18 protein-coding genes are annotated in these 26212 nt (G+C 45.1%); 10 read left to right on the top strand and 8 right to left on the bottom strand.

The annotated features are described in order from the left end of the window. Positions 1-36 precede the first annotated feature (36 nt). Both pckA and V144x_RS18670 read left to right on the top strand, forming a co-directional pair. Complete coding sequence (gene pckA / locus V144x_RS18675) at positions 37-1623, top strand: phosphoenolpyruvate carboxykinase (ATP) (RefSeq protein WP_144986995.1); 1587 nt, start codon at positions 37-39, stop codon at positions 1621-1623. 232 nt (positions 1624-1855) lie between these two features. Beyond that, entirely contained in the window at positions 1856-2605 is a 750-nt protein-coding gene (locus V144x_RS18670) for a DUF7873 family protein (protein WP_144986993.1), read from the top strand. A gap of 632 nt (positions 2606-3237) precedes the next feature. Here the strand turns inward: V144x_RS18670 and V144x_RS18665 are convergent. The 3 genes from V144x_RS18665 to V144x_RS18655 form a co-directional block, all read right to left on the bottom strand. Beyond that, positions 3238-4362 (bottom strand): serine hydrolase domain-containing protein, encoded by a 1125-nt coding sequence (locus tag V144x_RS18665; protein ID WP_197998510.1) that lies wholly within the window; start codon positions 4360-4362, stop codon positions 3238-3240. An 86-nt stretch (positions 4363-4448) separates the two neighbouring features. Continuing rightward, positions 4449-5396, bottom strand: coding sequence for a hypothetical protein (locus tag V144x_RS18660; RefSeq protein WP_197998509.1), 948 nt, complete (start codon positions 5394-5396; stop codon positions 4449-4451). Between the two features lie 71 nt (positions 5397-5467). Then, on the bottom strand, positions 5468-5914 hold the full coding sequence (locus V144x_RS18655; RefSeq protein ID WP_144986989.1) for a hypothetical protein: 447 nt from the start codon (positions 5912-5914) through the stop codon (positions 5468-5470). A gap of 313 nt (positions 5915-6227) precedes the next feature. Between V144x_RS18655 and V144x_RS18650 the strand changes: the two genes are divergently transcribed. From V144x_RS18650 to V144x_RS18640, 3 genes are all read left to right on the top strand, one after another. After that, a complete protein-coding gene (locus V144x_RS18650) occupies positions 6228-7508 on the top strand; it encodes a DUF2135 domain-containing protein (RefSeq protein ID WP_197998508.1) in 1281 nt (426 codons plus the stop codon). A 584-nt stretch (positions 7509-8092) separates the two neighbouring features. Beyond that, positions 8093-9073 (top strand): DUF1559 domain-containing protein, encoded by a 981-nt coding sequence (locus tag V144x_RS18645; protein ID WP_197998507.1) that lies wholly within the window; start codon positions 8093-8095, stop codon positions 9071-9073. Between the two features lie 88 nt (positions 9074-9161). After that, positions 9162-9599 carry a hypothetical protein gene (locus tag V144x_RS18640; protein WP_144986983.1) on the top strand — a complete coding sequence of 146 codons (438 nt, stop codon included), beginning with the start codon at positions 9162-9164 and terminating at the stop codon, positions 9597-9599. 112 nt (positions 9600-9711) lie between these two features. Here V144x_RS18640 and V144x_RS18635 read toward each other — a convergent pair whose 3' ends face one another. From V144x_RS18635 to V144x_RS18625, 3 genes are all read right to left on the bottom strand, one after another. Next, positions 9712-10110, bottom strand: coding sequence for a DUF6768 family protein (locus tag V144x_RS18635; protein ID WP_144986981.1), 399 nt, complete (start codon positions 10108-10110; stop codon positions 9712-9714). Beyond that, complete coding sequence (locus V144x_RS18630; protein ID WP_197998506.1) at positions 10107-10667, bottom strand: RNA polymerase sigma factor; 561 nt, start codon at positions 10665-10667, stop codon at positions 10107-10109. The genes V144x_RS18635 and V144x_RS18630 overlap by 4 nt, the downstream gene beginning before the upstream one ends. 742 nt (positions 10668-11409) lie before the next feature. Further along, positions 11410-12120, bottom strand: a complete 711-nt coding sequence (locus V144x_RS18625) for a sulfite oxidase-like oxidoreductase (protein ID WP_144986978.1) — start codon at positions 12118-12120, stop codon at positions 11410-11412. Between the two features lie 408 nt (positions 12121-12528). Here V144x_RS18625 and secA point away from each other — a divergent pair, with 408 nt between their 5' ends. The 5 genes from secA (at position 12529) to V144x_RS18600 (ending at position 21480) form a co-directional block, all read left to right on the top strand. Then, the gene (gene secA, locus V144x_RS18620) at positions 12529-16077 is read left to right on the top strand and encodes a preprotein translocase subunit SecA (protein ID WP_144986976.1); all 3549 of its coding nucleotides are present in this window, start codon (positions 12529-12531) and stop codon (positions 16075-16077) included. Positions 16078-16134: 57 nt separating this feature from the next. After that, the gene (locus V144x_RS18615) at positions 16135-17478 is read left to right on the top strand and encodes a 3-deoxy-D-manno-octulosonic acid transferase (RefSeq protein ID WP_144986974.1); all 1344 of its coding nucleotides are present in this window, start codon (positions 16135-16137) and stop codon (positions 17476-17478) included. A 274-nt stretch (positions 17479-17752) separates the two neighbouring features. Beyond that, positions 17753-18931: a methionine adenosyltransferase gene (gene metK / locus V144x_RS18610; RefSeq protein ID WP_144986972.1), complete on the top strand. Its 1179-nt coding sequence runs from the start codon at positions 17753-17755 to the stop codon at positions 18929-18931. Positions 18932-18989: 58 nt separating this feature from the next. Then, a complete protein-coding gene (locus V144x_RS18605; RefSeq protein ID WP_144986971.1) occupies positions 18990-19967 on the top strand; it encodes a hypothetical protein in 978 nt (325 codons plus the stop codon). A 364-nt stretch (positions 19968-20331) separates the two neighbouring features. After that, the gene (locus V144x_RS18600) at positions 20332-21480 is read left to right on the top strand and encodes a 3-oxoacyl-ACP synthase III family protein (RefSeq protein ID WP_232102576.1); all 1149 of its coding nucleotides are present in this window, start codon (positions 20332-20334) and stop codon (positions 21478-21480) included. Positions 21481-21567: 87 nt separating this feature from the next. Here V144x_RS18600 and V144x_RS18595 read toward each other — a convergent pair whose 3' ends face one another. Together V144x_RS18595 and V144x_RS18590 are read right to left on the bottom strand one after the other, a co-directional pair. Further along, positions 21568-22848, bottom strand: coding sequence for a hypothetical protein (locus V144x_RS18595; RefSeq protein WP_144986969.1), 1281 nt, complete (start codon positions 22846-22848; stop codon positions 21568-21570). Between the two features lie 163 nt (positions 22849-23011). Further along, the gene (locus V144x_RS18590) at positions 23012-26176 is read right to left on the bottom strand and encodes an efflux RND transporter permease subunit (protein ID WP_144986967.1); all 3165 of its coding nucleotides are present in this window, start codon (positions 26174-26176) and stop codon (positions 23012-23014) included. Positions 26177-26212: the final 36 nt, after the last annotated feature.

Genomic DNA, 26212 nt, shown 5'->3' with positions numbered 1-26212 from the left:
GTGATTCGAAATTAAATAAACTAAATGGAGTGATACATGTCGTCGTTTGATCTATCCGAGCATGGAATTAACGTGGAATGGGTCATGCGGAACCCTGATCCCTCGATGTTATATGAAGAAGCCATTCGCTATGAGCCGGGAGCTTCGATTTCGGATACCGGAGCACTGATTGCCTATTCTGGCGACAAAACAGGTCGGTCTCCCAAAGATAAACGGGTCGTTAAACATAAAAAATCGGAAGCGGATATCTGGTGGGGAGATGTCAATTATCCACTCGATCAGCATGCCTTTTTCTGCAACCGCGAACGGGCAACCGACTATCTGAATATCTGCCCCCATTTATATGTGATTGATGCCTTTGCCGGTTGGGATCCTGAATATCAAATTAAAGTTCGTGTGATCTGCTCGCGTCCTTATCATGCTCTTTTTATGCATAACATGTTGATTCGACCTACTGAGGAACAACTGGAAAACTTCGGCAAGCCTGATTATGTGATCTACAATGCTGGAACGTTTCCCGCGAATCGATTCACAACCGGCATGACTTCTAAGACAAGCGTGGATCTGAGTGTTGAGGATGGCGAGATTGTGATTCTGGGCACAGAGTACGCAGGCGAAATGAAGAAGGGAATCTTCACCGTCATGAACTATCTGATGCCCAAGCGCGGAATCTTGTCGATGCATTGTTCGGCAACCGCGGATCGCGAGTCGGGGCGGTCGTCAGTACTATTTGGACTTTCAGGAACCGGAAAGACAACGCTTTCAGCCGACCCCAAGCGATATTTGATTGGCGATGATGAGCACTGCTGGACCGACAATGGTATCTTCAATATCGAAGGTGGCTGCTATGCGAAAGCGATCTATCTCTCACGTGAAAATGAGCCAGAAATTTTTCAGGCATTGCGTTACGGCGCGGTACTGGAAAACGTGGTGTATGACGAAGCCGATCATCATGTGGACTTTGATGATACGAGCTTCACACAAAATACACGTGGTGCTTACCCGATAGAATACATGCCCAGTGCAAAAATCCCGTGTGTTGCCGATCATCCTAATGATGTCATTTTCCTCACCTGCGATGCATTCGGTGTGCTACCTCCTGTCAGCAAATTGACTCCTGAGCAGGCCATGTACCACTTCATCAGCGGATATACTGCAAAGGTTGCTGGCACTGAAATGGGAGTCACAGAACCTGAGGCGACTTTTTCTCCCTGTTTTGGCGGACCGTTCCTAGTCTGGCATCCGGGAAAATATGCGGATCTGCTGGCGGAGAAAATCAAGAAGTACAATGCAAACGTCTGGTTGGTCAACACCGGTTGGAATGGGGGCGCGTATGGTGTGGGCGAACGCATCAGCCTGAAAGCCACACGGGCGATCATTGATGCCATCCATTCAGGGGTTCTCAATCATGCACCCACAGAGATCGATCCTATTTTTGGAATGGCTACGATTACGAAGTGCCCGGGTGTAGATGACAAGCTTCTAGTGCCCCATAATTCATGGGCCGATCAAAGTGCTTACAAGGAGACCGCAGTCAAACTGGCAACCGCCTTCAATAATAACTTCATGAAATACGCTTCAGGAGTCTCCGAAGAAGTCATCGCGGCTGCACCTCAGGTTTGAGTTATTGACTGATATTGAGGGGGATAATCACTTCAGTGAATTATCCTTTTTAAGATCGATTCTTATTTCTGATTCTTTTTTATATCGACACGATGGGACTTTGTCGTTTTACGAGAAGTGTCATCCATACTAATGTGAGTTGCAAATTACAGGACCTCCTTGACAATCATTTGGTGTTTTGCTCGAATTTGAATGTTGATTTAGAGTGAAACCGAAATTAAGGAAATATAGAATGTCGAAACTGAATCAGATTATTGCCATTGCGAATGGTAAGAAAACCAAGACCACTCGTGAGATTACAGAGACATACAAAAAAGTTCAAAAGTCTGCTTTGTTTGACGGGATTACTCGTACCTATCAGCCATTGGATGATGAGGGCGAAACATTTCCACCAGAAAAGAAAAATATACAGTATTCTGTCCCCAATGCGATCGAAGAAGTCTCGAAATCTTTGGCAGGATTATTTGACATCGTGGCGACACAAGATTGGGCGAACACCAAAGCAACTGCCGATATAGTTGTTGATGGCCAGACCATACTGAGCGATGTCCCCGTGACCTATATGCTTTTTCTTGAGAAACAGTTACATGACGTTCAGACGTTTGTTTCTTCGTTGCCAACACTCGATCCTGCTGAGAACTGGGAGTGGTCAGATGCCGCGAATTGCTATGCCTCTGAAGCTGCACAAACGAATAAGACGAAGAAAATGTTGCGAAACCATGTGAAGGCCGAAGCGACAGAACATCATCCAGCACAAGTCGAGACTTACAGCGAGGATGTCGTTGTTGGTAAATGGAATACAATCAAATTTTCAGGTGCGATTCCAGCGACAGAGAAGAGTAACTTACTTGAACGTGTTGGCCGCATTGTTGATGCTGTCAAATTCGCACGCGAGACGGCGAATATGTCGGAAGTGACATCCGTTAATGTTTCTCAACCTTTATTCAAATTCTTGTTTGATGTGACACCTCCATCTGAATGAAACCAGTGTGTGGCAGAAGCATTCCTTTATGCGTCTGCCAATTCTGCAATAATATCGTTAGGGGAGATGCACCGGATTGTACCTTTCAGTCGCTTCGATTCAATCGATCCAGCATGGGATTGCAAACGGTTTTGTATGTGTTATGATCTCACAAAGAGTAGCACTCAAACATGGAGTGCAAAATTCAGTATCAGACTAAGATTGAATTCTTCGCCACTGTCAGTTGCAGGTTCGAATCCTGCTCTCGCCATTTGTATTATTTTCGGCGAGATAGCCCAATAGGTAGAGGCAAGTGTTGCGAACACAAATGAAGTTTAGATTATCACTCTAGACTCATTTGCACTGATTGTTGTCTCGAATGCCGGATGAAAATGCTTGAAGATGCAAGTTCGATTCTCGCCTCCTCCACTTTTTTACTTTTGTCAGACATGCCATTAACGTTTGAAATATTGGAGGAGTAGGCCTAATGGTAAGGCCATTCAAGTGATTAAACTAAACGATGGCTTAAACGGATACCGGCAACAATCATCGACTGAAATTCAGTGCGACATTGCCCACCGCAGGAAGGTTAGACCTGTGGTGGGTCCTTTTTATTTGTCAGGCAAACTAAATTGATGCATGCTGGATTACTATTATGGTTTTTCCAGGTTTTTTGTTTTTGATTTGATCAAGTGAGCGGCGATTTGTTTTGAAATTCGGGCGGGATTTGTGCGATCACAGTTAGCGAGCACGACAATCGTCAGGTCTAGCTTCGGATAATAAATCAGGTCGGAACGAAAGCCCGTAATGCCGCCACCGTGACCGATGGTTTGCTTGCCGTTAATCTTTCGTATAAAGGTGCCCAGCCCATAATTGATCGCTTTACCGTCAGAAAGTGTGCCTCGCGTAGTCATTAATTGATATGATTCGGGTTTGAGCAGGCTGTTGTTGTGCAAGCCGCGCTGCCAGAGAATGAGGTCAGTCACGGTTGAAGCCATCGCACCTGCTGCAAATGGTTGCTTCATGTTGATAAATCCCGCATTGCGGAGTTTGCCACCCCAGCGAGAATAGCCGCTGGCTCGATTCGGTATGATTGGGCTGGCTTTGTCGTAGTAAGTTGTATTCATCTTTAATGGTTTAAAGACTCGTGTTTGTAAGAATTCGTCGTAAGAGAGTTCAGACACATTTTCGATGACCATTCCCAGCAGATAGTAACCTGAGTTGCAATATTTGAATTTCGTACCTGGTTCAAAATTAAACGGCATCTCTTTGAAGCGTGCCAAAATATCTTCATGCGTTACGTTTTGAGACAACAATTGACGGTAGTTAGGCAGGCTCGTGAAACTTTTGATTCCTGAAGTGTGTTGCAACAAATGCCGTAGAGTTACCACATGCGATTGAGTGGGATAGTCGGGCAGAAATTTCGTTAGTGGATCATCGAGTTTGATTTTTCCTTCTTCGACGAGCAAAAGAATTGCAGCGGCGGTGAACTGTTTCGTAATCGAGCCAATTCGATAGACCATTTTTTCTGTTGCCGGTACATCGAGTTCCAGATCAGCAGATCCATATCCCTTGGCGAGAACAATTTGGTCTCCGCGCGCAATGCCGATGCTCAAGCCAATACTGGCTTGCTTTTCGATCGATTCCATTGCGACGGAATCAACAAACGTTTCCAGATCAGCAGGAGCGATCTCCTGGGCTTGGACGTGTGTTGCAATGAAGAGGCAGGGTATTAGTAGTAGAAAATTCAAATGCTTAACAGACCATTGACAGCTCATCGAATTACGCTCCATTTTTATTTCAAACACTTTATTTATTGATTGCGTCCCAAAGATCTTGAATGAATCAAGGTAACCAAATCACTTCAAAACTCTTTAGTGAGTGACACAAGTGATTGTCTGACGTCCTCCAGAGTACCGACAGCCACAAACATGCGGAAGGAATATTCCCCTGGTTTAATTCCCTGTTGGTCGCGTACGCGGAAGGCACAGTTCCATTTGACGACTTTGGCTGCCTTGAAGCGAAAACGCCCATATCCCGCATGTCTGTAACCCTTTGAGGGTTGATCGGGAGAAAAGATACCCATCGCGTACTCGCCGTCTTTGGTACTCATGACGACGGGTAGTTTCTGCTCGCCAGGACCATCGCTGAGCGGTTCCAGCTTGCCCGTTGCAGGTTGAAAAGTCCAAAACTTCTCAAACTCGGCGGGCATGTAGCCGGTGAGTGCTTCGAATTGAGCGTAAGTGTGTTGCTCACCCTTGGGAACCGTGAAAGTCGTCTGATATTCGATCACCTGATCATGATCTTTGTAGCCGATGCGGACGTGCTTGGATACGAGATGATTTGAAAGAATTTTTTGGTTGAGCGCTAGCCGACCAGATGACTTCTGACCGGGCGCCAGCCAATACGCCATGCGTGTCGTGGTTTCCAATTCGTTTCCTGTGGCGCGGAGCGAGAGGAGCTTACTGGATGAGGTCTTTCCTGTCCCGTCGGAACGAGAACCGGCTTCTGTGGGGTTATAACGTTCTGCCCAGAATGGATCTGTCGATTGAAGGTCAAAGCTGGCCGCGGACTGCAGTTGTCGGCCATGATCAAAACTGTCAATGAATTCTTTTCCGTTCCAGGTGAGTGAGTCAATCGCACCGGCTAAACGATTGGTTGTTGTGATCACAATTTCAGAAGATCCCGCCTTTCGCTTGATGACGGCGTTGCCATTCACGGGGGCATCACCGAATGCGGGATTCGTTATCGAAAAAATCAAGAGGCTGTAAAAAATCAGATACAGTGAAAAATTACTGAGGCGATAAGACATAGGACATCATTGGTTTCTAATAAAGTGGTTGAACTTATTTAAGTTTATGTTGATATTAATCAGCACGATTTTTAGTTTTTCCGTTCTATACCATAATATTGACCTGGGCCAGCATACAATGTTTTTTGCGGTATCGAAAGGATCCAGTTATCTTGACAGCTGGGATTTCCGGGTACATGATCGCAAAATACTTTTAGTGAGTAGTCACCGGTAAATTTAAGAAGCAAGTCCCAGGCTGGAGTCTGAATATCCAAGTCGATTACTCTTTTGCCGGTCAAATGTGATAGTCCTTCCACGACCGTCTCGATTTCGTCGTCCCAGCTTGTTACGGTCTTCATGCCTCGATCAAGCCTCCAGGCACACCAGACCAGCAGATTGGCGCTCCCTTCATACTCTCGAAATTCTTGAGGGTGACTTAAATTCAACAACCGTTGACATCGTAAGATTTTCTTCCCCAATGCTAATTCAAAAGTGGTTCCAACTGCGCCAGAACTCACATACCAACATTTTTGGTTCAAGAGGCTGTCTCTCACTAATGAAGCAAACTTTGGTTTAGAGCATTTCATTATGAGAGTTTCTCTGAAGGAAAAATTTGTTCGAGACTGGTTTGTAAAAGTCTGATTCTATAAACCTCGCGTTGTTGCCTAATCTGGAAATGATGGTAAACCCTGCTTTTGCTATACCCTACGACAAATACATCAGAAACAGGTTCAGAGATGCTTGATGGAGCGGTGCTTATTTGACACAGAGAGAAGTGTGGTGTTATAATGTTTATATGGTAGTGTATGGATAGTTTTGACGCGTATGTCGCGTGATATGAGAGCAAAATTCATGGCACAAGATTGGTTCTTCGAGAATAAATCGACCAGATTTGGTCCCTTTACCCTGCTTGAAATGAAAGGGCTCATTCATATTGGTCGTGTTACACGCAAGACACGCGTGCAAATGGGAAGCACTGGAGAGTGGTATCCTGCGGGGCGTTTAAAAGTACTGTTTGACCAATCTCAAGAGGGAATAGATAGCACTGCTCAATGTTTACCGCAGAAACGCAGATTTCAGAGACCTTTCAGAGCTACCAGATTCAGTCCGATAAAGTCGTCTTCACTTAAGCCGTTTCTGATGGATGATCAAGATTCATTCTTTTTTAAACAGACTCACTGGATGGAGGGATTAGCTTGCAGCTTCGTAGTCCATTTTTTCATCCTCCTGGTCATGGGGTTAATTATATTGCGTTCGATAGATCAACCACAGTTCGAGATCTCAACAGTGCTTGTGGAACATGAAGAAGATGCCCTGATTGATTCCAAGATCGACTTGGTTGAACTCAATGTTGAAGTCCCTCAGACCGATTTTATTGATCTGAATGTCATTCCAAAACATGGTCTGAAAAATTTAGAGTCTCAAGTGGATCGCGCAATTGATCACATGGCGCGAGGTATAGGAATTGGCAGGGAAGGGGATTTAGAGCAGGGGTCTGGGTATGCACGGTCTGTCTTTAAGAGTCGCCTCAAACGGGAAAATGCTCAGACGGGTGCAGTTCAAGTATCGCTGATTTGGGAAGACGTGAATGACATCGACTTACACGTCATTCCTCCATCAAAAGAGCATATTTGGTATCGTCATAAAACGTCAATCTGTCAGGGGCGTTTAGACGTTGATATGAATGTCCGTTTTCCCTTTTCAATTGAGCCCGTTGAGAATATCTTTTGGCCCTTGCGAAAAGCTCCTGATGGAGAGTATCAAGTTTATGTGCATTACTATCGTTGTAATGGAGGTCCAACAGTCACGCCATTTCAAGTCATGCTGACGATTGATGGAAAATCATTCATTTTAGAGGAACAAGTGAGAGAGGGGGCTCCAAAAAAACTTCTTGTTTCATTTGATTACCCTCTTTCGGCAAAAACGAAACTCGCCTTGTCTCTCGAGTCGAAACGGCAAGAAAAAAAAGAGAAAGTCGCTCTTGCCGAGTTAACCAAACTGGAAGAGTTTCTCAAAGACAAGCCCCATGTTGCAAAGCAGAGATACCTTCAGTTTGCAATGCGGTTCCGGGGAACATTCGCAGCAGCAAAAGCAATGAAACTGGCAGAAGGTTTTACATTGGGATCACGATAGTCGTATCAAACACTGGGACCAATCTGTCAGCGAGTCTCATGTCTCATCAGAGGGCCTTCTGCTTTAGAACAAGTGAGATTAACAGGGCTCTACAGACTCTGCGTAAACACAGAATTCGTTCTGCTTTCTGATTTACAGTCCAGGATGAACTCTGAGAAAAACTTTGGCACTCTCTGAAAAGTTGCTACTGCGCGAATCAGGTTCCCACAAACGTTGAATCGTTTATCGAAGTAGTGTAACTCACGCGTCAAAAAGTCTGTCTCATTGGAAGATCAAATGAAATCTGTTTACTTGGTCTTAAGAGTTGAAGTGACTATTTATTTTATTAACGAAACTAAAGATCAGGTTCGAATGTAATCACTAGTGAAAAATTCATTTTGAACCAAACACTTGTAGATTAATTATTAATCATGTGTATATTAATAAACTGATGTATTAATTAAAGGAATATTTTGTTCCTAATGTAATTTTAGAAACAGTCATGAATCTGAACAGAGCATCTCTAAGAAATTTTCTTATTAGCCTCTCCTTCATTTCTAAAGAGGCAATAAAGTTTAACTCTATTTCTAAAGGAGTACTTTGTGGTGAAGAGTTCATTAAAAGACAGAAGATTTGGATTTACGTTAATTGAGCTGCTGGTTGTCATTGCCATTATTGCGATCTTAATTGCACTTTTATTACCAGCCGTCCAACAGGCTCGAGAAGCGGCCCGACGATCTACCTGCAAGAATAATTTGAAGCAGTTTGGATTGGCATTTCACAACTACCACGATGTTCACAATGTGTTTCCTCCCGGGGTTATTAACCGTCCCGGTGGCGCTGGCTGGTCGACCCGGTGTGTGACGATGTCAAACGGAGGTACTTTTTCTGACAACAGTTACCGTGCATGGGGTTGGGGAACTTTCATACTACCCTACATGGATCAGGCTCCCTTGTATAACATATTAAATCCAGATGGCTGCCGGATGCCTAATCGCGGCGCCAATTTTGCGGGCACCACACCACTCGATGATCCCGTTCCCGCCCATAGGTGTCCCTCGGATACGGGAAAAAAAGATTTTAACGATATGCACCAGGATTATTCCACATCCAATTATGTTGTGAATGATCGCATCGGGAGCGGCAATACCAAGATTCGTATTCGTGACATCACCGATGGAACCAGTAACACTCTCTTATTGGCAGAACGTCGCCTGAAACGCAATCCCGCAGGCAAACGTTTTGGAGGTGCGATTGTCTGGGGACGCAGTGGTGTTACAGACGCTGGCAACAAGTTCCGTGTCAACTGGCCCATCAACACTCCGACCGCAACGACTTCAGCTAATAACGCTGCATCAGGTGACACTGGTTGTACACGTCATGGAATGAGTAGTAACCATGAAGGGGGAGCCCAGTTCCTGATGGCAGATGGTGCGGTACGTTTCATTAGTGAAAACATCAGTCACAATCCTGCAGCCGGTTCGACTACCACGTGTTTGGGGATGAATGTCAACATGGCTGGTCCGGGATTTGTAATCCAGAATTTGTTCTTTATCGATGACGATGAGGTTGTCGGAGAGTTCTAAATTGGACTTTGAAACTTCTTTGAATTCAACCAGCTCAGTCGAGCTGGTTGATATTTTTTATTCTCAATTTTTAACAGGGCACTTACGGATGAATCAAATGGGCGTGGTTGTTCGAGCATTACTGGTTGTCTTGATTGCAGGTTGTTTGGGATGTGGAAGTCAGTCTGATTATACAGGGGAGAAACGATTTCCAGTCTCGGGAACGGTGAACTTTGGAGGCGAACCAATCCCTAACGGTATGATCTCCCTGATTCCAGAAGATGGAAAGTCCAACCCTGCTGGTGGGCCTATTGAAAACGGAGCGTTTAAAATCCCTGCTGATAAGGGGCCCAACAAGGCGTCCTACCGTGTTGCCGTTTATTGGCACAAACCAACAGGCAAGAAAAAGATCGACCCTGATACCGATGAACAAATCGACGAAGTCGAGCAGGTGATCCCTGCAAAGTATAACGACGCAACAGAGCTTTCTGTTGTTGTAACTGGTGATCCCGAGTCGGATGTCATGAAATTCAATCTCGATGAGTAATTCTGAATTGCCTCTGTCTCAGCAAGTGTGACAGAGGCGGTGCATGCCTATTCTCTAGAATGATTGGATATTTTGAGAGGCTCTGTCAGGAGTAGGGTGACTTAAAAGGCCATTACGCCTTCTCGTCTTCTGGCTGTTCTTCTTTGTTTTCCATTCCACTGACTAAAGTTGCGACCTGTAACTCCAGTCGTTTTATCTGACATTGAAGTGCGTTCTTCCGACAATCTGCTAAAAAAGAAAACTCAATTAACGCTTCAAAAATGAAGCAGACGGTAAAACCAGTGGCCCAGGCAATCATGGCACGGGTACTCTCAACCCGAAAGAACTGAACTGCAGAAACGATCATTACGGTAACCGTCACCGCCATCAGGCTAAACCAGGTGATGGTGATCCACTTTGAGTGGCCTCGAAACATTTGCAAGATACCTTCATTGTCCAGATTGTATCCATCATTCAATTCGTCCTGCTGAGCCTGGAGTGCCTCCCGAATCTGTTCATCAATTTCTTTCATAATTCGCTCCTTTGTATGACTTGCTTCAGTTGCTCCCGGGCATGATGTAACCGCGATTTGACAGTTCCGACCGGGATCCCTAACGCTTGTGCGATTTCTTGTGTTGACATGTGATCCATATATTTCATGGAAAGAATCTGTTGGCTGCTTGTCGACAATGCTTTGATACCTTGTTGAATTATTGACTGCACATGTGACTTGTTTCCTTGTTGCGCTGTGGAGTCACCCGCACTCTTTTTTTGGTGCGCTATTTCCGTCCACAATGTTCTTTGTCGCTGTTTGCGTCGCACCCAGTCGGTTGCTTTGTTCGCCACAATGCGGTACGCCCAGTTCCGAAATGACGATGGGTCTTTCAACCGACGAATGGTACGAATGATATCCAACCAGGCATCCTGAACGATGTCTCCCGCAGCTTCCCAGTCTTGAGTTAAATACCAGGCATGCCGCCGCAACCGGTTGTGCCAACGAGAGACAAGAGTTTTGAAAGCCTTGATGTCACCATCCTGGCATTTCAGCACTAGCAACTCGTCAAGGATTTGGTTGGGTGATCGTGTCATGGAACTGTGACTATAGTCGTAATCAGTTCCCGTTTGGTTCATTTATTTTCGAAAAAAATCCATTTACCTGAAGATCGTATAAGTAGATTCATCGGTTGTGGTCTAGAAGGACAAGCTAATCAATGGATTTATTTAGTGCTTTAAAAGCGTAGCTGTGAGTGGCATGTTAATCCGACTGCTCAGCAGATATTCATCTCAGGCGTTGTCGTCATATCGGTTAGAATATGTCTGTGGTCACATGACAATGCAAAAAAACTCTAGTAACAGAGTGTATATCGCAAGGTTGTGTGTTTTTCGTTTGTGTATTCAGATCATTTCAGAAATATGAAAACGTGATTTAGTCGTGATCGAATATCTAACATGATCTGGAATGGCGTGGGCCAGTCAAGCCAGAAAGATTTGCGCATTTTTGTCTTGAGTTTGACCGATATGAGCGGTGTTGATGATGCAAATGTAGTTGAAAGTAGTCTGAAATGAGGGTGATGATGAAGAGCTTGTTCAGCATGTTCATGATCCAATCATCAAAAACAAGGGACTTTTATAGTGATGAAATCAACAGGACCAGAAGTATTCACCGCGAAGAAAAAATTTCCACGCGCGCGCGACGCAGATCACAGAGTTTCGAGAACGGCGCGATGATGTCAAGAAGAAAAGTGGTCACCGTTTTAGGAAGGGAATTCCATTCGGGGGTTCCCGAAATTGTCAATGGGATTTTTTGGGTGAAAATATTGAACGTCGTTACTTAGTCAAAAAAGCCGGGAGGGATGTCATCTTTTGATTGAAAGCGTTCGCCGTCGGGGTTGTCTTCATTCATGACCCAGGGGTCACCATGATTGTGATAGCCACCGCGTTCCCAATAGCCGGGCGAGTCGTCGGCGACGAACTCGATTTTTGTAATCCATTTGGCACTTTTCCAGGCGTAGAGGAGGGGAATAATTAAACGCAGAGGCCCGCCGTGATCGGGGTCAAGAGGCTCATCGTCATGTTTGTCACATAAGAGAACGTCTTCCGATTGGAAATCCTTTAGCGGGAGGTTTGTAGTCCAGCCATCATCGTAACCGGTGGCGATGACATAATGGGCTTCAGGTTGGACTCCGGCGCGTTGCATGATTTCTTTCGCGGAGACACCTTCCCAAAGATTTCCCAAGCGGGACCAGCGGGTCACACAGTGGAAGTCTGCGAAGACTTGTGTGCGCGGTAATTGTTGAAATTCATTCCAGTTAAAAGAAAGGGGATTTTTGACGAGACCACTAATTTCCAGTTTCCAGGTGTCGAGATTGATCTTGGGAACATCGGTTGCGTGCAGGACCGGCCATTTTCGGGTTCGAGTTTGACCAGCGGGAATGCGGTTTTCTCGGTAAGTATCGGAGCTGATGATCATTTCGGAGTTGTCTGCAGGAGGAGCGGGAGGATTACCTGCCTGGTATTTTTCTGAATCAGGTCCATTATACATCTGTAATCTCCGTAAGGGTTTAAGTATGAATCAGTTGAAAGGTTGGGTTCTGATCCATCCCATGAAAATATAAGCATTTCGGTTAAAAGATCCAGAGGTAGATATTACAAATGCCCCAGACTTGGCACATTGGTTGCATTTCAGTATGAGTGAGCCTCTGAATCTCCCGAAGCCATGGTCAAACAGGAAGCAAATACCGCCATTGACCATACTTTTCAAAATAAATAAACTTCGGAAAGAGAAGAACTTACAGAAATTACATGTATTCTGGTTACAGGGCATCGTTTGGCGATACGCGCTCTGTCAATTCTTGAATGGAACGTTGCTACTGCCAGTATGACAGTCAGCGTGAAATGAACCAGAGGCGATAGATAGACTATTTTCGAGAATTCGAGTTCAGGTTAAAAAATGGAATTCCTTGACAAACTAGGTGAATGGCTGACTGTTGTAACGGCATGGTTCGAACGATTTTTAACGGGTCTGTTCGGTTCATCAAACGAGCGACAAATTCGAAAACTGGGATTCGTCAGAGACAAAGAAGGCAACGATGAAGTTGTACCTGGCTCGATGCTGGCTGAAATCGATAGCTTCGAACCTGAATTACAGAAACTATCTGATGAAGAATTAAAACAGACCGCATCGAAATTGCGCGCGCGGTTGGAAGCCGGTGAAACGCTGGATGATATTCTGACCTATGCATTTGCCGCGGTTAGGGAATCTGCCTGGCGTAATTTGAATATGCGGCATTACTCCGTGCAGATGATTGGAGGCTACTTTCTACATAAAGGCATGATTGCTGAAATGGTAACGGGAGAAGGGAAGACATTGGTTTCTTCCTTACCCGCGTTTCTGAATGCCTTGTCCGGCAAGGTCCATATTGTAACCGTTAACGATTATCTTGCGCAACGTGATATGGAGTGGATGGGGCCGATTCATATTGCCCTGGGATTGACCGTCGGTGCCATTCAGTCTCGAATGGGACCTGAAGAACGGCAGAAGCATTACGCCTGTGATATTACGTATGGAACGAATAATGAATTCGGTTTTGATTATCTGCGCGACAATATGAAACCTGTGAAAGAGCTGCAGGTACAGGGGCCTCTTCATTATGCTGTTGTCGATGAAATTGACAATATTCTGATCGATGAAGCCCGAACACCACTCATAATTTCCGGGCCGGCTCAGGATGATCTCACAAAATATTCCAAGGCAAATTCCGTCTCAATGAAGCTCAAAGTGGGCGTCGATTTTGAGGTCAAAGAAAAAGAACATACATGTCACTTAACTGATGCAGGTGTCAAACACGCGGAAGAACTGGCTGGAGTGGAAAGTTTTTACACGGCCGGCAATATGGAGTGGCCTCATTTAATCGATAATGCACTCAAAGCCCATCATCTTTATAAACGAGATGTGAATTATGTCGTTCAACAGGGCGAAGTGATTATCGTCGATGATCATACAGGTCGCTTGATGCCGGGACGTCAGTGGGGCGATGGCTTGCATCAGGCTGTGGAGGCCAAAGAGGGCGTTCGGATTAAAGAAGAATCGCAAACTCTGGCAACAATTACCTTACAAAATTTCTTCAAACTCTATGATAAGCTTGCGGGGATGACTGGTACCGCTATGACCGAAGCGGAAGAGTTTTGGAAGATATATCAACTGGATGTGGTCAGCATTCCTACGAATCGTCCGATGCAGCGAATCAATCATCCCGACGTGATTTATCAGACTGAGAAAGAAAAGTGGACTGCGATTGCTGATGAAGTGCGCGAAGTGCATGAAAAAGGTTGCCCCATTCTGGTGGGAACGGTATCCATTGAACAGTCGGAAATCGTCAGCCATAAATTGAGTAAATATGGAATACAGCATAACGTACTCAATGCAAAGCAGCACGAGCGCGAAGCGGAAATTATCGCACAGGCGGGGCGCAAAGGGGCCGTCACGATTGCGACCAATATGGCCGGTCGAGGTACCGATATCATCCTGGGGGGTAGTGCCGAGCATATTGCCTGGGATGAATTGAGTCAGAAATATGAATCTCGTTTACAGGTTCCTAAAGCAGAGTGGGATCAGCTTGTCAAAGAAATCGAAAAACGGGAAGGCATGGATGTTGAAGCGGAAGAGGTCACCCAACTGGGCGGATTGCATGTGATCGGCTCAGAGCGTCATGACTCCCGCCGTATTGATTTGCAGTTACGTGGTCGGTCTGGTCGTCAGGGAGATCCGGGTTCCAGTCGTTTCTTTCTCTCTCTGGAAGACAAACTGATGCGGGTCTTTGCGGGGGATTGGGTCAAGTCGATTTTGTCCCGCATGGGTATGGAAGAAGGCGAAGCGATTGAGAGCCGCATGGTCTCAAACCGGATTGAAGGTGCTCAGAAAAAGGTTGAAGAACGCCATTTTGAACAGCGTAAGCATCTGCTCGAATACGATGAAGTGATGGACGAGCAACGTAAAAACGTCTACGGCTACCGACAACAAATCCTGGATGGCTGTAATTGCCGCGATTTGATTTTAGAAATGATCGAACGACAGGTAGATGAAGAAACCGATCGCTTGCTCGACAGTAATTACCGCTGGGATACGATCGCAGCCTGGTGTGGTCAGGAAGCGCATATTGACGTCGAAGCTGTCAGTGTTCGGGATATGACGTTTGAGCAATTAGTCAGCTACCTCAAAGATGAAGCAAGTCGACAAGCTGATGATTTAATTGCCGAACAGATTGAAGAGAACTTGCCAGAAGAGTACGAAGATGATTGGAACTGGCAGGCACTCGCTAAATGGGCCAACGCTCACTTTAGCTTAAATTTGAATGAGCGTGAGTTGAAGAAAAGCGGCAAAGATGGTCTACATCAGACTTTATACGATCATGCACAGAAAGCCATTGGTCGCATTGATTTTTCACCGTTAGAGACCTTCCTCGATCCAAGCTGGGGTACGCGTTCTCTAGTTGGATATTTGGATTATCAGTTTGGGATTACCGCCGATCCTGAGGATTTTAAAGATCTGAGTATTCCTGAAGCCAAAGAGAAGGTCCTTGAAAAAGTCAAAGAACTATACCGCGAAAAAGAAGTGACGTTTCCTGTAACTGTTGGTATGTATAATTTCCTCGGAAATCAACAGCCCGGTAATGAAGCGAATAGTCGTATTGGACTGGTGAAATGGGCTAATACAAGGTTCCAAACGAATCTGGAATTGGAATCGTTGAAAGGTAAGCCCGTTAATGAAATCCAACAGATTCTTTCCACTGAAAGTGAGAAAGTTTTTGTCAATGGAGAAGCTTCTTCACAGATCGAACAGTTTCTTACTAAAGCATACTCGGAAGAAGCCACTGTTGCTTCCGGGAATGGAGTTCATGGAGGTTCTCACAATCCGGCGTTAGGAGAACTGGTTGAATGGGCCAATCAGGAACTGGAGACGAATTTAACGACGGAAGAGCTAGAACCTCTATCTGATGATGAGATTCGAACACGGTTGTATCAAGCTTACAATCATCGGTATCGCCCCGAACTAAGTCAGGCAGAACGTTCGCTCATTCTGGAAGTATTAGATACATCTTGGAAAGACCATTTGTATTACATGGACCATTTACGGGCCGGAATTGGTCTGGTTGGTTATGCCCAAAAAGATCCCAAGGTAGAATATCGTCGCGAAGGGATGAAGGCCTTCGATGCGATGTGGGGTCGGATTGGTCAGCAAGTCACCTCAGCCATCTTCCGATTGGAAAAACAGAGTCCTGATTTTGTTGGTTCTTTATGGCAGGTCACTTCGACGGTACATGAAGAGGTCTCAGATGATTATGGTTATGATGAGTCTGGAGAGGAATCGGGAAGTCCTTCAGAGCCATCACAGCAAACAATTGATCCGATTGTGAATCAGCAACCCAAAGTAGGCAGGAACGATCCGTGCCCTTGCGGTAGCGGGAAAAAATATAAAAAGTGCTGCGGCAAGAACCTGTAGTTTTTAAACAGTAATGTGCTCAGGCAACACCAGAATTTGATAAGGGAATGGAATCCCGTGCGTTTAATTTCTTATCTTTTGAACCTTGTTTATTGCCTGTTGTTGGCAGTTGTTTTCCCGATCATTCTGTATCGGGTTTTGGTTCAAAAGAAATATCGATCTGGTTGGAGTCAGAAGTTTCTGGGAAACCTGCCTTGTCGGGATGAAGATCGTCCCTGTCTTTGGTTTCACGCCGTCAGTGTCGGTGAAGTGCTTCAACTGCCACCGTTATTAGATCAAATTCAAGAGCAGATTCCAGATGTGGAGTTTGTCATCACGACGACAACTCATACCGGGTTTACTGTCGCTCAAGAGAAATTTCCCCAATATCGTATTTGTTATTTTCCGCTCGATTTTTCATGGGCAGTCAAGCGTGCCCTTCAGCGAATTCAACCAACGGCGGTGATTCTGGTGGAAATGGAACTTTGGCCAAATTTTGTACTCGCTGCTGCTGAGTTAAAAATACCAGTCTCTATTATCAACGGTCGCTTAAGCGAAAAGAGTTTTCGTGGATATTGGCGGATTCGCAAATTGATCGGTCCTCTCTTGAATCGGCTCCATTTGATTGCAACGCAGACAGAGAATTATGCTGAGCGGTTTCGAAGTCTCAAAGGTAATTCAGACCGTATTCATATTACTGGTTCCATAAAGTTTGACGGTATTGAAGTTGAGCGGGACAATCCGTTAACAGCCGAGCTCCGAAGTACATTTCGGTTAAATACAGCACAGACTGTTTTGGTTGCAGGTAGTACACAGTCTCCTGAAGAACGTATTGCTCTGGATATTTATCTGGAAGCCAGGAAATATTTTCCGAGTCTTCGACTCATTCTGGTTCCCCGGCACCAGGAACGCTTTGAAGAAGTCGCTGAAATGATAAAAAGTTATGGCCTGCCCTTAATTCGTCGTAGCGAACAAAGACAGGGTGATGTAAGTACGTTGCTTCCTTTTTCCAACAGTGAAGCACCGGCCGTTGGTTTGCTGGATACATTGGGAGAATTAAAAGCCTGTTGGGGGGTGGCGGATGTGGCTTTCGTTGGGGGAAGTTTGACGAAGCGGGGAGGGCAAAACATGATTGAGCCCGCCGGTTATGGTACTGCTCTGATGTTCGGACCCAATACTTGGAACTTCAAAGATGTGGTGGATGCATTGATCCAACATCGGGCAGCTAAAGTGGTCCATGACCAGGATGAATTGCTCGTCACTCTGTTGGATTGGTTGAAAGATCCTCAAACGGCAGCAAGTCAGGGAGAGCGGGCACAAAAATTTGTCTTAGACCAACGTGGTGCAACAAGTCGGACTGTGAACTTGATTCTTCCTCTCCTCATGAACACTAAGGTAACTAGCTGTGAACGTGCGGCTTAGAATGCAGGGAAATATTCTACTGATCATCTATGAAAATAGTGCTGATTTTTTGAGAAACCTTGTTCAAAACGTTAAGCTAGAGGGGAGAAACTCTTGTTGAGTTCATTCAGGGGCTCTACAATCGGGAACAATAATACTCGCAAAGGTCAGGTTCACAAGAGTGTGTTTGGTATGATCTTTCAAGGATGAGTGGATACTAAAGTGATCCCGAAATCGGGCGAGATATATTTTTGACTATCTTTCTTTAATCAATGCAAAAAAGGTGGAGTGACGCATGGCTAACTTCTCGTTCACAAGTGAATCGGTCAGTATGGGGCATCCTGATAAAGTATCTGACCAGGTGTCAGATGGGATATTGGATGCACTGCTTGCTGGCGATCCTTATTCGCGCGTCGCTTGTGAGACTTTGTGCACAACTGACTTTGTTGTGCTCTCAGGAGAAATCACAAGTAATGCAAAAGTGGATTATGAGAAAATTGCACGTGATGTGATTCGGGATATTGGCTATACCAGTAAAGATATCGGCTTTAATGCTGATACTTGTGAAGTTCTGGTAAAGCTTCATCAACAAAGTGCAGATATTGCGCAAGGTGTTGATGCAGAAGGTGCAGGAGATCAAGGCCTCATGTTTGGATATGCCTGTAACCAGACTGAAGAATACATGCCAGTTCCGATTGCCCTTTCTCACCGAATTTTGAATAAGCTGACTGAAATCCGTCAGAATGGTGAAGTCGACTGGTTGTTGCCAGACAGTAAAAGCCAGGTCACTGTTGAATACGAAGATGGCAAGCCTGTTGGTGTTTCGGCCGTAGTTGTTTCAACTCAGCATACTGAAAATGTCAGTCAGGAAGAGATTCGTGACTTCGTCATTGAAAATGTGATCAAGGAAATTGTTCCAGCAAATTTTTTGAGTGACAAGACCAAATATCATATCAATCCTACTGGTCGATTTGTGATTGGGGGGCCTCATGGAGATACTGGTCTGACAGGCCGCAAAATCATTGTCGACACTTATGGTGGTTGGGGACGTCATGGTGGCGGCGCATTCAGTGGTAAGGATGCTACCAAGGTGGATCGTTCTGCAGCTTATATGGCCCGTTATATCGCGAAGAATATTGTGGCCGCTGGTCTGGCTTCTGAGTGTGAAGTTCAGCTTTCCTATGCGATTGGTGTTGCTGAACCGACCAGTATTTATGTAGATACAAAGGAAACCTCGGTGATTCCGGAAGAAACGATTTCTCAACTGGTCAGAGATATCTTTCCGTTAACGCCACAGGGGATTATTAATCATTTACAGTTGCGTCGTCCCATCTTCAGAAAAACAACCTGGGGCGGGCACTTTGGTCGAAACGATCCCGATTTCACTTGGGAAGCAACAGACAAAGCTGCTGAGTTGAGAGACGCTGCTGGCCTGGGAAACGAAGTGCCTGAGCCTCAATTCGCGATGTCGTGATTGAGGTTCCGCTGATTTCTGAGTCAACTCTCGCCGAGCAGAATGGAGGATGCTCGACATGGAAGAAACAAAACGCAGCATCAATCAAATTAAGAATAGAACCATTCAGGGAAAGTCATCTCGTTTGAGATGGCTGTTCCCTTTTTTTATGATTGGTGTTAGTTTCATTCTTGCCAGTGTATTACTGTTAATGCGCGCTACTGGCATTTTTCAAGTTCAGCAGAGCTTTTTACCTCTGGTAACATTAGGCGGTCTGCTGTCGTGTTTCTCTTTAGCCACTCTACTTTTGATACGCTCTCAGCGGTTGATGGATCTTTCACAGAGTCAGAAGTATTCACTAACTCTGGTACTGATTCTACCAGTCTTAGGCGGAATGTTCGCAGCGCTTCCAGACGGACAATTGACATCTGTTGGTGGATGGGGCTTGATTACTGTTTACTTTTTGGCATTTGCTGGTGTTCACGAGCTGATTGAACGCGAGGCGGCAGCGTTGGCAGCTTCTGAGAATTTTCCAACCGAGCTTCAACATGAAGAAGGACAACAATTCTCGCAGCATGACCAGGAAAGACACATCTCAAGCCCAAAGCAGACGCTTGTTACGGAAGAAACGAGCGTCGAGACACCTGCATTGATCGATGAGAGTAATGAAGCATTATTGAAGGTATTGCCGGAACTATCTACTGATTCTACTCATGAAGTCATTGAGTTTGACGAAGAGCAGGAAAATCGTTCACAGTGGATGAGTCGTATGACGGAACCCGATGGTTCTGAAGTGATTGAGGGGGGCACCCTGGTTCAGTTCGCTAGGAATCAGAAAGTGAGTGTAGTGCATATCGGGCTGTTTCCCCCTTTATCAGGGGATTTAAGCATATCTTGTGATTCTGAAGTAGGAGCGGCAATCAGAACACGAATACTCGAAATCCGTGGGTATGGAATCAGCATCGAAGTGAAAAGGGGAGATAATCTGGAAGAGGAATTCGAAACATATCTCTATTATCGAATTTGTAATGATAAATTGGATGAAGAAGTTGCCTGAAATATGTGTGTTTATGTTCATTTTGAAGGCGGTGGTATTTTACCTATCTTATTCGTTAGCTGGAATTTTCTATATTTCGCTAGTTTCCAATTTTATGAAACGCTATACTCTGCGAACATTATGAGAATGATTAGATAATAATGACCATCAATGTATTAGTGAGACTCGATCATTTCTATTCTCACAAAAAATCTTGAGTGTTCTTAGTGAACAGTGCAAAATCGTATTCATGACAGGTTTACTTAGTGAAAGTGGCCTGTTCTATTGGAGTTGTGCTACATCACGATAGGATTCGTGTTGAATGGAGGCTGGGCTCTGAAATTGATTCAGGGGTCAGTAAATGCTGAATAAGGATGTCAGAATAATGCACAAAATTTCTTTAAAGTATAAAACCAAAAATCAAGTCAATTCCTCCGATCTTGAATCAGTCTTGGATGCGTCTGGGCTTCTGAATCAACAGGTGAAATTGTCATCTGATAAAAAGAAAATAGAGAGTAAGCGTGGTCGCCAAGTGATTAGTCAACGAACTAATTCATTATTGGGAGTACAAATTGTTTCGAGTGGATCTTACGTACCCAATAATATCGTTACCAATCAAGACCTGCAGGAGCGTTATGGTTTTGATCCGGAATGGATTGAGCAACGTACTGGTATCTTAGAACGCCGTCATGCCCCTCCAGAAATGGCGACCAGTGACTTGTGTTACGAAGCGGCACAAAAAGCCATTCGTGCTGCACGTGTCAGTCCTGAAGACATTGATTTGCTGATTGTCGGGACATTTACACCCGACTATCAATGTCCTTCGGTTTCTTGTCTGGTTCAGGATCGATTAGGTCTTGATGCGCCCGCAATTGATTTACAAGCCGCTTGTGCAGGATTCATGTATTCTCTCGTCACAGCCGCTCAATACGTGGCAACAGGAAACAGTAAATTGGCTCTGGTGATTGGTGGAGATTGTAATAGTCGTATTGTTAATCCTGATGATCGCCGCGTTGCTCCTCTATTTGGCGATGGGGCAGGCGCCGTATTGCTGGCGAAAGGGGATCCACATCAGGGTTTAACTTGCTATCAGACTGGTTCGGATGGCAGCGGTTCCTCATTATTAGATCGTCCTGCCGGTGGTACACGTAATCCTGCTACAGTAGAAGACATCAAAGATGGTCGCCATTTTTTAAGTATGGATGGTCGTAGTGTCTTTAAATGGGCTGTCAGAACTGTCGCCGACTCTATTGACCTGATGTTAACCAAAACTGGTATGAGTGTGCATGAGGTCGATTTGTTTTTGATGCATCAGGCCAATATTCGAATTATTGATTCGGCTTGTGAACAATTGGGAATTCCTCGCGAAAAGGTATTTAACAACTTGAGCAAGTATGGAAATACCTCTGCGGGATCGATTCCAATTGTACTTGATGAAGCATTTCAAGCCGGTCTGATTAACCGAGGCGATACCGTCCTACTTAGTGGTTTTGGAGCAGGCCTTGCCTGGGGTACCGGATTATTTCGCTGGTAAAACGGTATTGAAAAGTGCTGACGTCTTTCCGGATCTGATCTGAGAGAGATTAATCTTATCTATTAGTTTAGCCTTGATATCTTATTTCTAAGACGTTTCTTCGTCTTCCGGTTTTTCTTCTGATTGCTCTGGATTTACAGGTCGCTCAATCACTGGTTCTTCTGATTTAGCAACGCCCGCTAAGGGGAGATCAGCTGCTTGTTCTTCGTCCGCATCTGCATTGTAGATGTGATCGATTGGAGTCCCATCATCACACTTTCGTAAAAGAAAATAGATAACAGTATTTGCCGACCAGAAAAAACTGATGATGAATCCGGAAAATAAAATACTGAGTACCTTTCCCCATCCCAGAGTAATGGTTCTCGCGAGCGAATTCTGATTAGGCATGAATAATTGATTGGTTGTATCATCACTTAGCCCCCAAGTGACTCCCCAGTAAGAGAGATAGGTGATAAATGTGAGCAGTAATTCCACAAAGAAGAGGCAAACAGCACCATAGCAAAGGGTGACAATCACGAGCCAGAGGAAATACCAGATTCGGCCAAACAGGTAACTGAAGATACGGCTCAACCCGTCAAAACCATCACTGTCTTCGACACTGATCGTGGCCATCATCAAAGGCCAGCCCGCTAGGGTAACCAGCAGAATCAAACTCATTACAAATGCAAACAGGTAGGCAAGACCCCAGAACAAACTGACAATGGTTTCCCCGACTCCTGGAATATAACCGAGCAAGCCGATGAGTAGACACAATACCCAGAAAAATCCTATACCGGCGAAAGGGAGCAGGGGAGCACTCACCAATGAAAGAATGCGTTTCAATGAGAAACGTAACGCGGCGCGGAGTCCGATATGTTCATCCTGAGCAAATTGGATGGCGGCAATTCTGGTAATGGCTCCGCCAAACAGGGACCATACGATAACGGCCCAGAGTAGTTGCGTCGTAGCGTAAGCGAGGGAACTCCAATTGGTTCCAACATTAAAAAGAGTGAAGACGGGCCTTGTAAAAGATGACATTGGTTCCAGCAATGTTCTTTCATTCAATTCATGAAAGATTGTGTAGTTGCTATTCTCTCCAAGTATTTTGATGCTATTTAGCCGCTGTTGCAGAAAACGATCCGAAGCTTGTGGATAAAACTGGATGTTTTGCGGAAGTAACTGCTCTGTATCTCTTACCTGTTGAGGAGGGGCAAATGGAAGAGTGTTAAACAGGTGATTTCCCAGGAGCAAAAGTAGAAACGCTGCCGAAGCTAGCATAATTTTCTGAAAATCGACGGCCAGTCGAAAGATGCGAAATAGATGCAACCAGGGAAAAATTGTATTGTAGGGAATCGGTTCAGAAATGAGAGAAGGTTTTTGATTCATCATAAATCGGAATGACTGTCCAAGGGCCCACAGATGAAATAGATGCTAATCTGATTGTAGTATGCAACACAAGAACTGAAGCGGAAATGTCTGCTCATCCTTTAGACGCTTATTATAGACATTCTGGCTGATTTGATGCTATCGTAGATGGGCTCTGCCAGCATATTCAGGTAGATTTTATTGCCTGACCGAGGGGGGGATTCTCAGAGCATACTTGATGTTTTTCTTTCGCTTCTTTTGTAACAGATCCTGTGCATGTCTGATAAATCAAAGGAATGGCGAGTAACGTAATAATCGTACCAGCACACAGTCCACCTACTACAACACGTGCCATTGGTGCCTGTAATTCCCCGCCTTCTCCCCAGCCCAGTGCAATGGGGATCATTGCCAGAACTGTGGTCAAAGTGGTCATCAGAATGGGGCGAAATCGCCGAGTGGCTGCCTGGATGATCAGTTCGGAAAGCGGTTTGTCGGGAAAGCGTCTACGGAGCTGATTAATGTAATCCACAAGCACGATTGCATTGTTCACAACGATACCGGAAAGAACGACGATGCCAATGAAGGATTGAACATTTAATGTCGTTTCAGTAAACACAAAGACCCAGATCACACCAATCATTCCAAGTGGAACAGAGAACAGGATGTAAAATGGATCTCTCAGCGATTCATACTGTGAAGCCATGACCATATACATCAATATGATGGCCAGGACAAATCCTTGCTTTAATGCATCAAAACTTTTCTGTTGTGATTCCCAGTCACCGGCGACTCGAATTGAAAATCCTGCAGGAATTTGTATGGAGTTCAAATGCTGTTCTAACTCGGGAACGATACTTCCCAGATCTCTGCCTTCCACATCAGCAAAGATTCTTAAGACACGTTGTTGGTCCTGGCGTTCGATCACAACAGGTGCTTCGTCAGTTTTAAATTGCAGCAGATTTTTAAGTGGAATCGTACGACCTGTTTCTGTTGTGACACCCACTTGTTGTACATCTGAAAGACGATCGCGGTCTGTTTCACGAAGCCGAACGACTACTGAGAATTCATCGCCGTCTTCGCGGTAGAGAGTTGCTTCAGTTCCCTGAATCGTAGTTTCAAGGGTCTGTGCAATATCCTGCACACTGATTTTGAGAAGCCCAGCTTTATCTCGGTCAATAGAAGCGGTCAATTCCGGACGTTGGTCTGAGATTTCCGCTTCAACGTTGATCAGTCCGGGGATTTGTTTCATGACCTCAACGACTTGTTCTACGATTTCTTGTGATAGCTGTAGATTGTGCCCGGCAACCTGAACTACTAGATCACCACCACCTCTGCGGCTGATCATTCTCATCAGCATCATTTCCGTTTGCGCTTTCACCTGAAATTTCATGCCGGGGACGGGACCAATAGCATCATCGAGGGCTTTTCGAATCTCTTCGATACCTCGTTTTCGTTCACTCCGAGGTGAGAGTTGAATTCGCAACGTAGTTCGATTCCAGCGGTCTGCATCATCCGCACTATCACCGATGAATGAGGCGATGGCGACTGCTTCTGGAACTGATTTGATTGTTGCCTGTTCAAGTATACGTGTTTGCTGGTCCAACTTTTTGAGTTGGATACCGGCTGCCATTCTCGAAAATACATTGACGGTTGCTTCATCTGTCTTCGGTAAAAACTCAGTTTTGATACGTGGAGATAAGCCTAGAGTCGCTGTAAAACATACTAATAAAGTGAAACCGGTCATCGTTGAGTGTTTTAAGCTGAAACGTAGAATTCGCTCATAAATTCGTTCCAGAAACAGTAGAATCTTATGATTTGTATTATGGAAGGTTTCGATGGTGGCAAACCAAGGTTTGGACCATTTGGAGCGAACTTTTTTTGTCTCGGCCGGAATCCAGTAAGCGCTCATCACGGGAGTCAGTGTCAGACTAGCAAATAAAGAGCAGATTAGCGAGAACGAAACAACCCACGCCAGTTGATGTAATAGAATTCCTGTCGCGCCCTGAATAAATACCAACGGCAGGAAGATAATGAGTGTCGTCAATGTGCTGGCAACAATGGCAGCAGAAACTTCAGCTGTTCCTTCAATGGCAGCTGCAATAGGATCAAGTCCTTCTTCCCGTTTGCGGAAAATACTTTCCAGAACCACAATCGAATTGTCCACCAGGAGACCGACACCAAGAGCGAGGCCGCCAAAGGAGATGATATTCAAAGTGAAACCTTGAAAGTAAATCAGAATAAATGTCGCCAGAACGGAGAGAGGCATACATACACCGATCACCAGCATACTACGAAAGCTTCGTAGAAAGAGAATGAGTACTAGAAACGCAAGGCCCATTCCATAAAGAGCCGCTTCTTGAATATTAGCAATTGATTGTCGAATAAATTCAGCTTTATCAACACGAATACTGAGATTTACATCCGAAGACGATTTATTAACGCGCTCAATTTGCTTTCGAACAAGGTCGCTCACACTGATCGTATTGGCGCCAGACTGTTTATAAACGTAGAGCAGAATACCGGGCTGCCCGTTCATACGAGTTAACTCGGTACGTTCTTTTTCTCCGTCGACAACATCAGCAACATCACGCACGCGAACGGTCGCGCCTGCTTTTTCACGTACTACAGTATTCTCGATTTGTTCCAGGCTGGTAAATTCTCCCTGGCTGCGAATATGTAAATTGAGATGTCCTTCTTCAAAATTTCCTGCGGGTTGATTGATATTATCTTGCTGTAAAGCATTGATAACTTCATTGACGCCCATGTTCAGAGATTCAAGTTTACTACGATCCAGATTGATCTGAATCTCCCGTTCAATCCCTCCTCGCATGCGCACTCGGGCCACACCATCCAACTGCTCAAACTGGGGAATAATTTGATTTTCCGTGACGCGGGTCAGGGTAATCGGGTCGAGATCGCTATTGAGACCGAAATAGATAATTGGACTATCAGCAACATCAAAGTGGCGAATATAAGGGTCCTCAGCACCCTCAGGAAGGGAATTTCTTAGCTTATTCAGCGAATCACGGACTTCGTTGATCGCTAGATTGAGATCTGTTCCCCATTGGAATTGCAGGCGAACGGTGCTGCTTCCCTCGACGCTGCTGCTGAGAATGTTTTCCACGCCGGCGACTGAACTGAGAGTTTGTTCGATGGGGCGCGTAATGAGCGTTTCTGCTTCACTGGGGCCGGCACCTTTGTAAATCGTGATCACACTCACGCTTGGATTTTGAATATCCGGCATCAGGTCCACTGCCAGTTGTGACAACGAAACACAACCCAGCATGACCAATACCAGAGAGGCCATCAGTGTAGTGATCGGTCGGTGAACTGCCAGTCGTGTCAGGGACATATATTAATCTTCAATCATTGATCATCTCCATAAAAG

The organism is Gimesia aquarii, assembly GCF_007748195.1.
Classification (GTDB): Bacteria; Planctomycetota; Planctomycetia; order Planctomycetales; family Planctomycetaceae; genus Gimesia; species Gimesia aquarii.
This window is presented reverse-complemented; position numbering and strand designations above follow the sequence as displayed.

Coding starts and splice junctions, on each gene's coding strand:
- pckA (WP_144986995.1), top strand. CDS start 37: ATGTCGTCGTTTGATCTATCCGAGCATGGAATTAACGTGGAATGGGTC.
- V144x_RS18670 (WP_144986993.1), top strand. CDS start 1,856: ATGTCGAAACTGAATCAGATTATTGCCATTGCGAATGGTAAGAAAACC.
- V144x_RS18665 (WP_197998510.1), bottom strand. CDS start 4,362: ATGAGCTGTCAATGGTCTGTTAAGCATTTGAATTTTCTACTACTAATA.
- V144x_RS18660 (WP_197998509.1), bottom strand. CDS start 5,396: ATGTCTTATCGCCTCAGTAATTTTTCACTGTATCTGATTTTTTACAGC.
- V144x_RS18650 (WP_197998508.1), top strand. CDS start 6,228: ATGGCACAAGATTGGTTCTTCGAGAATAAATCGACCAGATTTGGTCCC.
- V144x_RS18640 (WP_144986983.1), top strand. CDS start 9,162: ATGAATCAAATGGGCGTGGTTGTTCGAGCATTACTGGTTGTCTTGATT.
- V144x_RS18635 (WP_144986981.1), bottom strand. CDS start 10,110: ATGAAAGAAATTGATGAACAGATTCGGGAGGCACTCCAGGCTCAGCAG.
- V144x_RS18630 (WP_197998506.1), bottom strand. CDS start 10,667: ATGACACGATCACCCAACCAAATCCTTGACGAGTTGCTAGTGCTGAAA.
- V144x_RS18625 (WP_144986978.1), bottom strand. CDS start 12,120: ATGTATAATGGACCTGATTCAGAAAAATACCAGGCAGGTAATCCTCCC.
- secA (WP_144986976.1), top strand. CDS start 12,529: ATGGAATTCCTTGACAAACTAGGTGAATGGCTGACTGTTGTAACGGCA.
- metK (WP_144986972.1), top strand. CDS start 17,753: ATGGCTAACTTCTCGTTCACAAGTGAATCGGTCAGTATGGGGCATCCT.
- V144x_RS18605 (WP_144986971.1), top strand. CDS start 18,990: ATGGAAGAAACAAAACGCAGCATCAATCAAATTAAGAATAGAACCATT.
- V144x_RS18600 (WP_232102576.1), top strand. CDS start 20,332: ATGCACAAAATTTCTTTAAAGTATAAAACCAAAAATCAAGTCAATTCC.
- V144x_RS18595 (WP_144986969.1), bottom strand. CDS start 22,848: ATGATGAATCAAAAACCTTCTCTCATTTCTGAACCGATTCCCTACAAT.
- V144x_RS18590 (WP_144986967.1), bottom strand. CDS start 26,176: ATGTCCCTGACACGACTGGCAGTTCACCGACCGATCACTACACTGATG.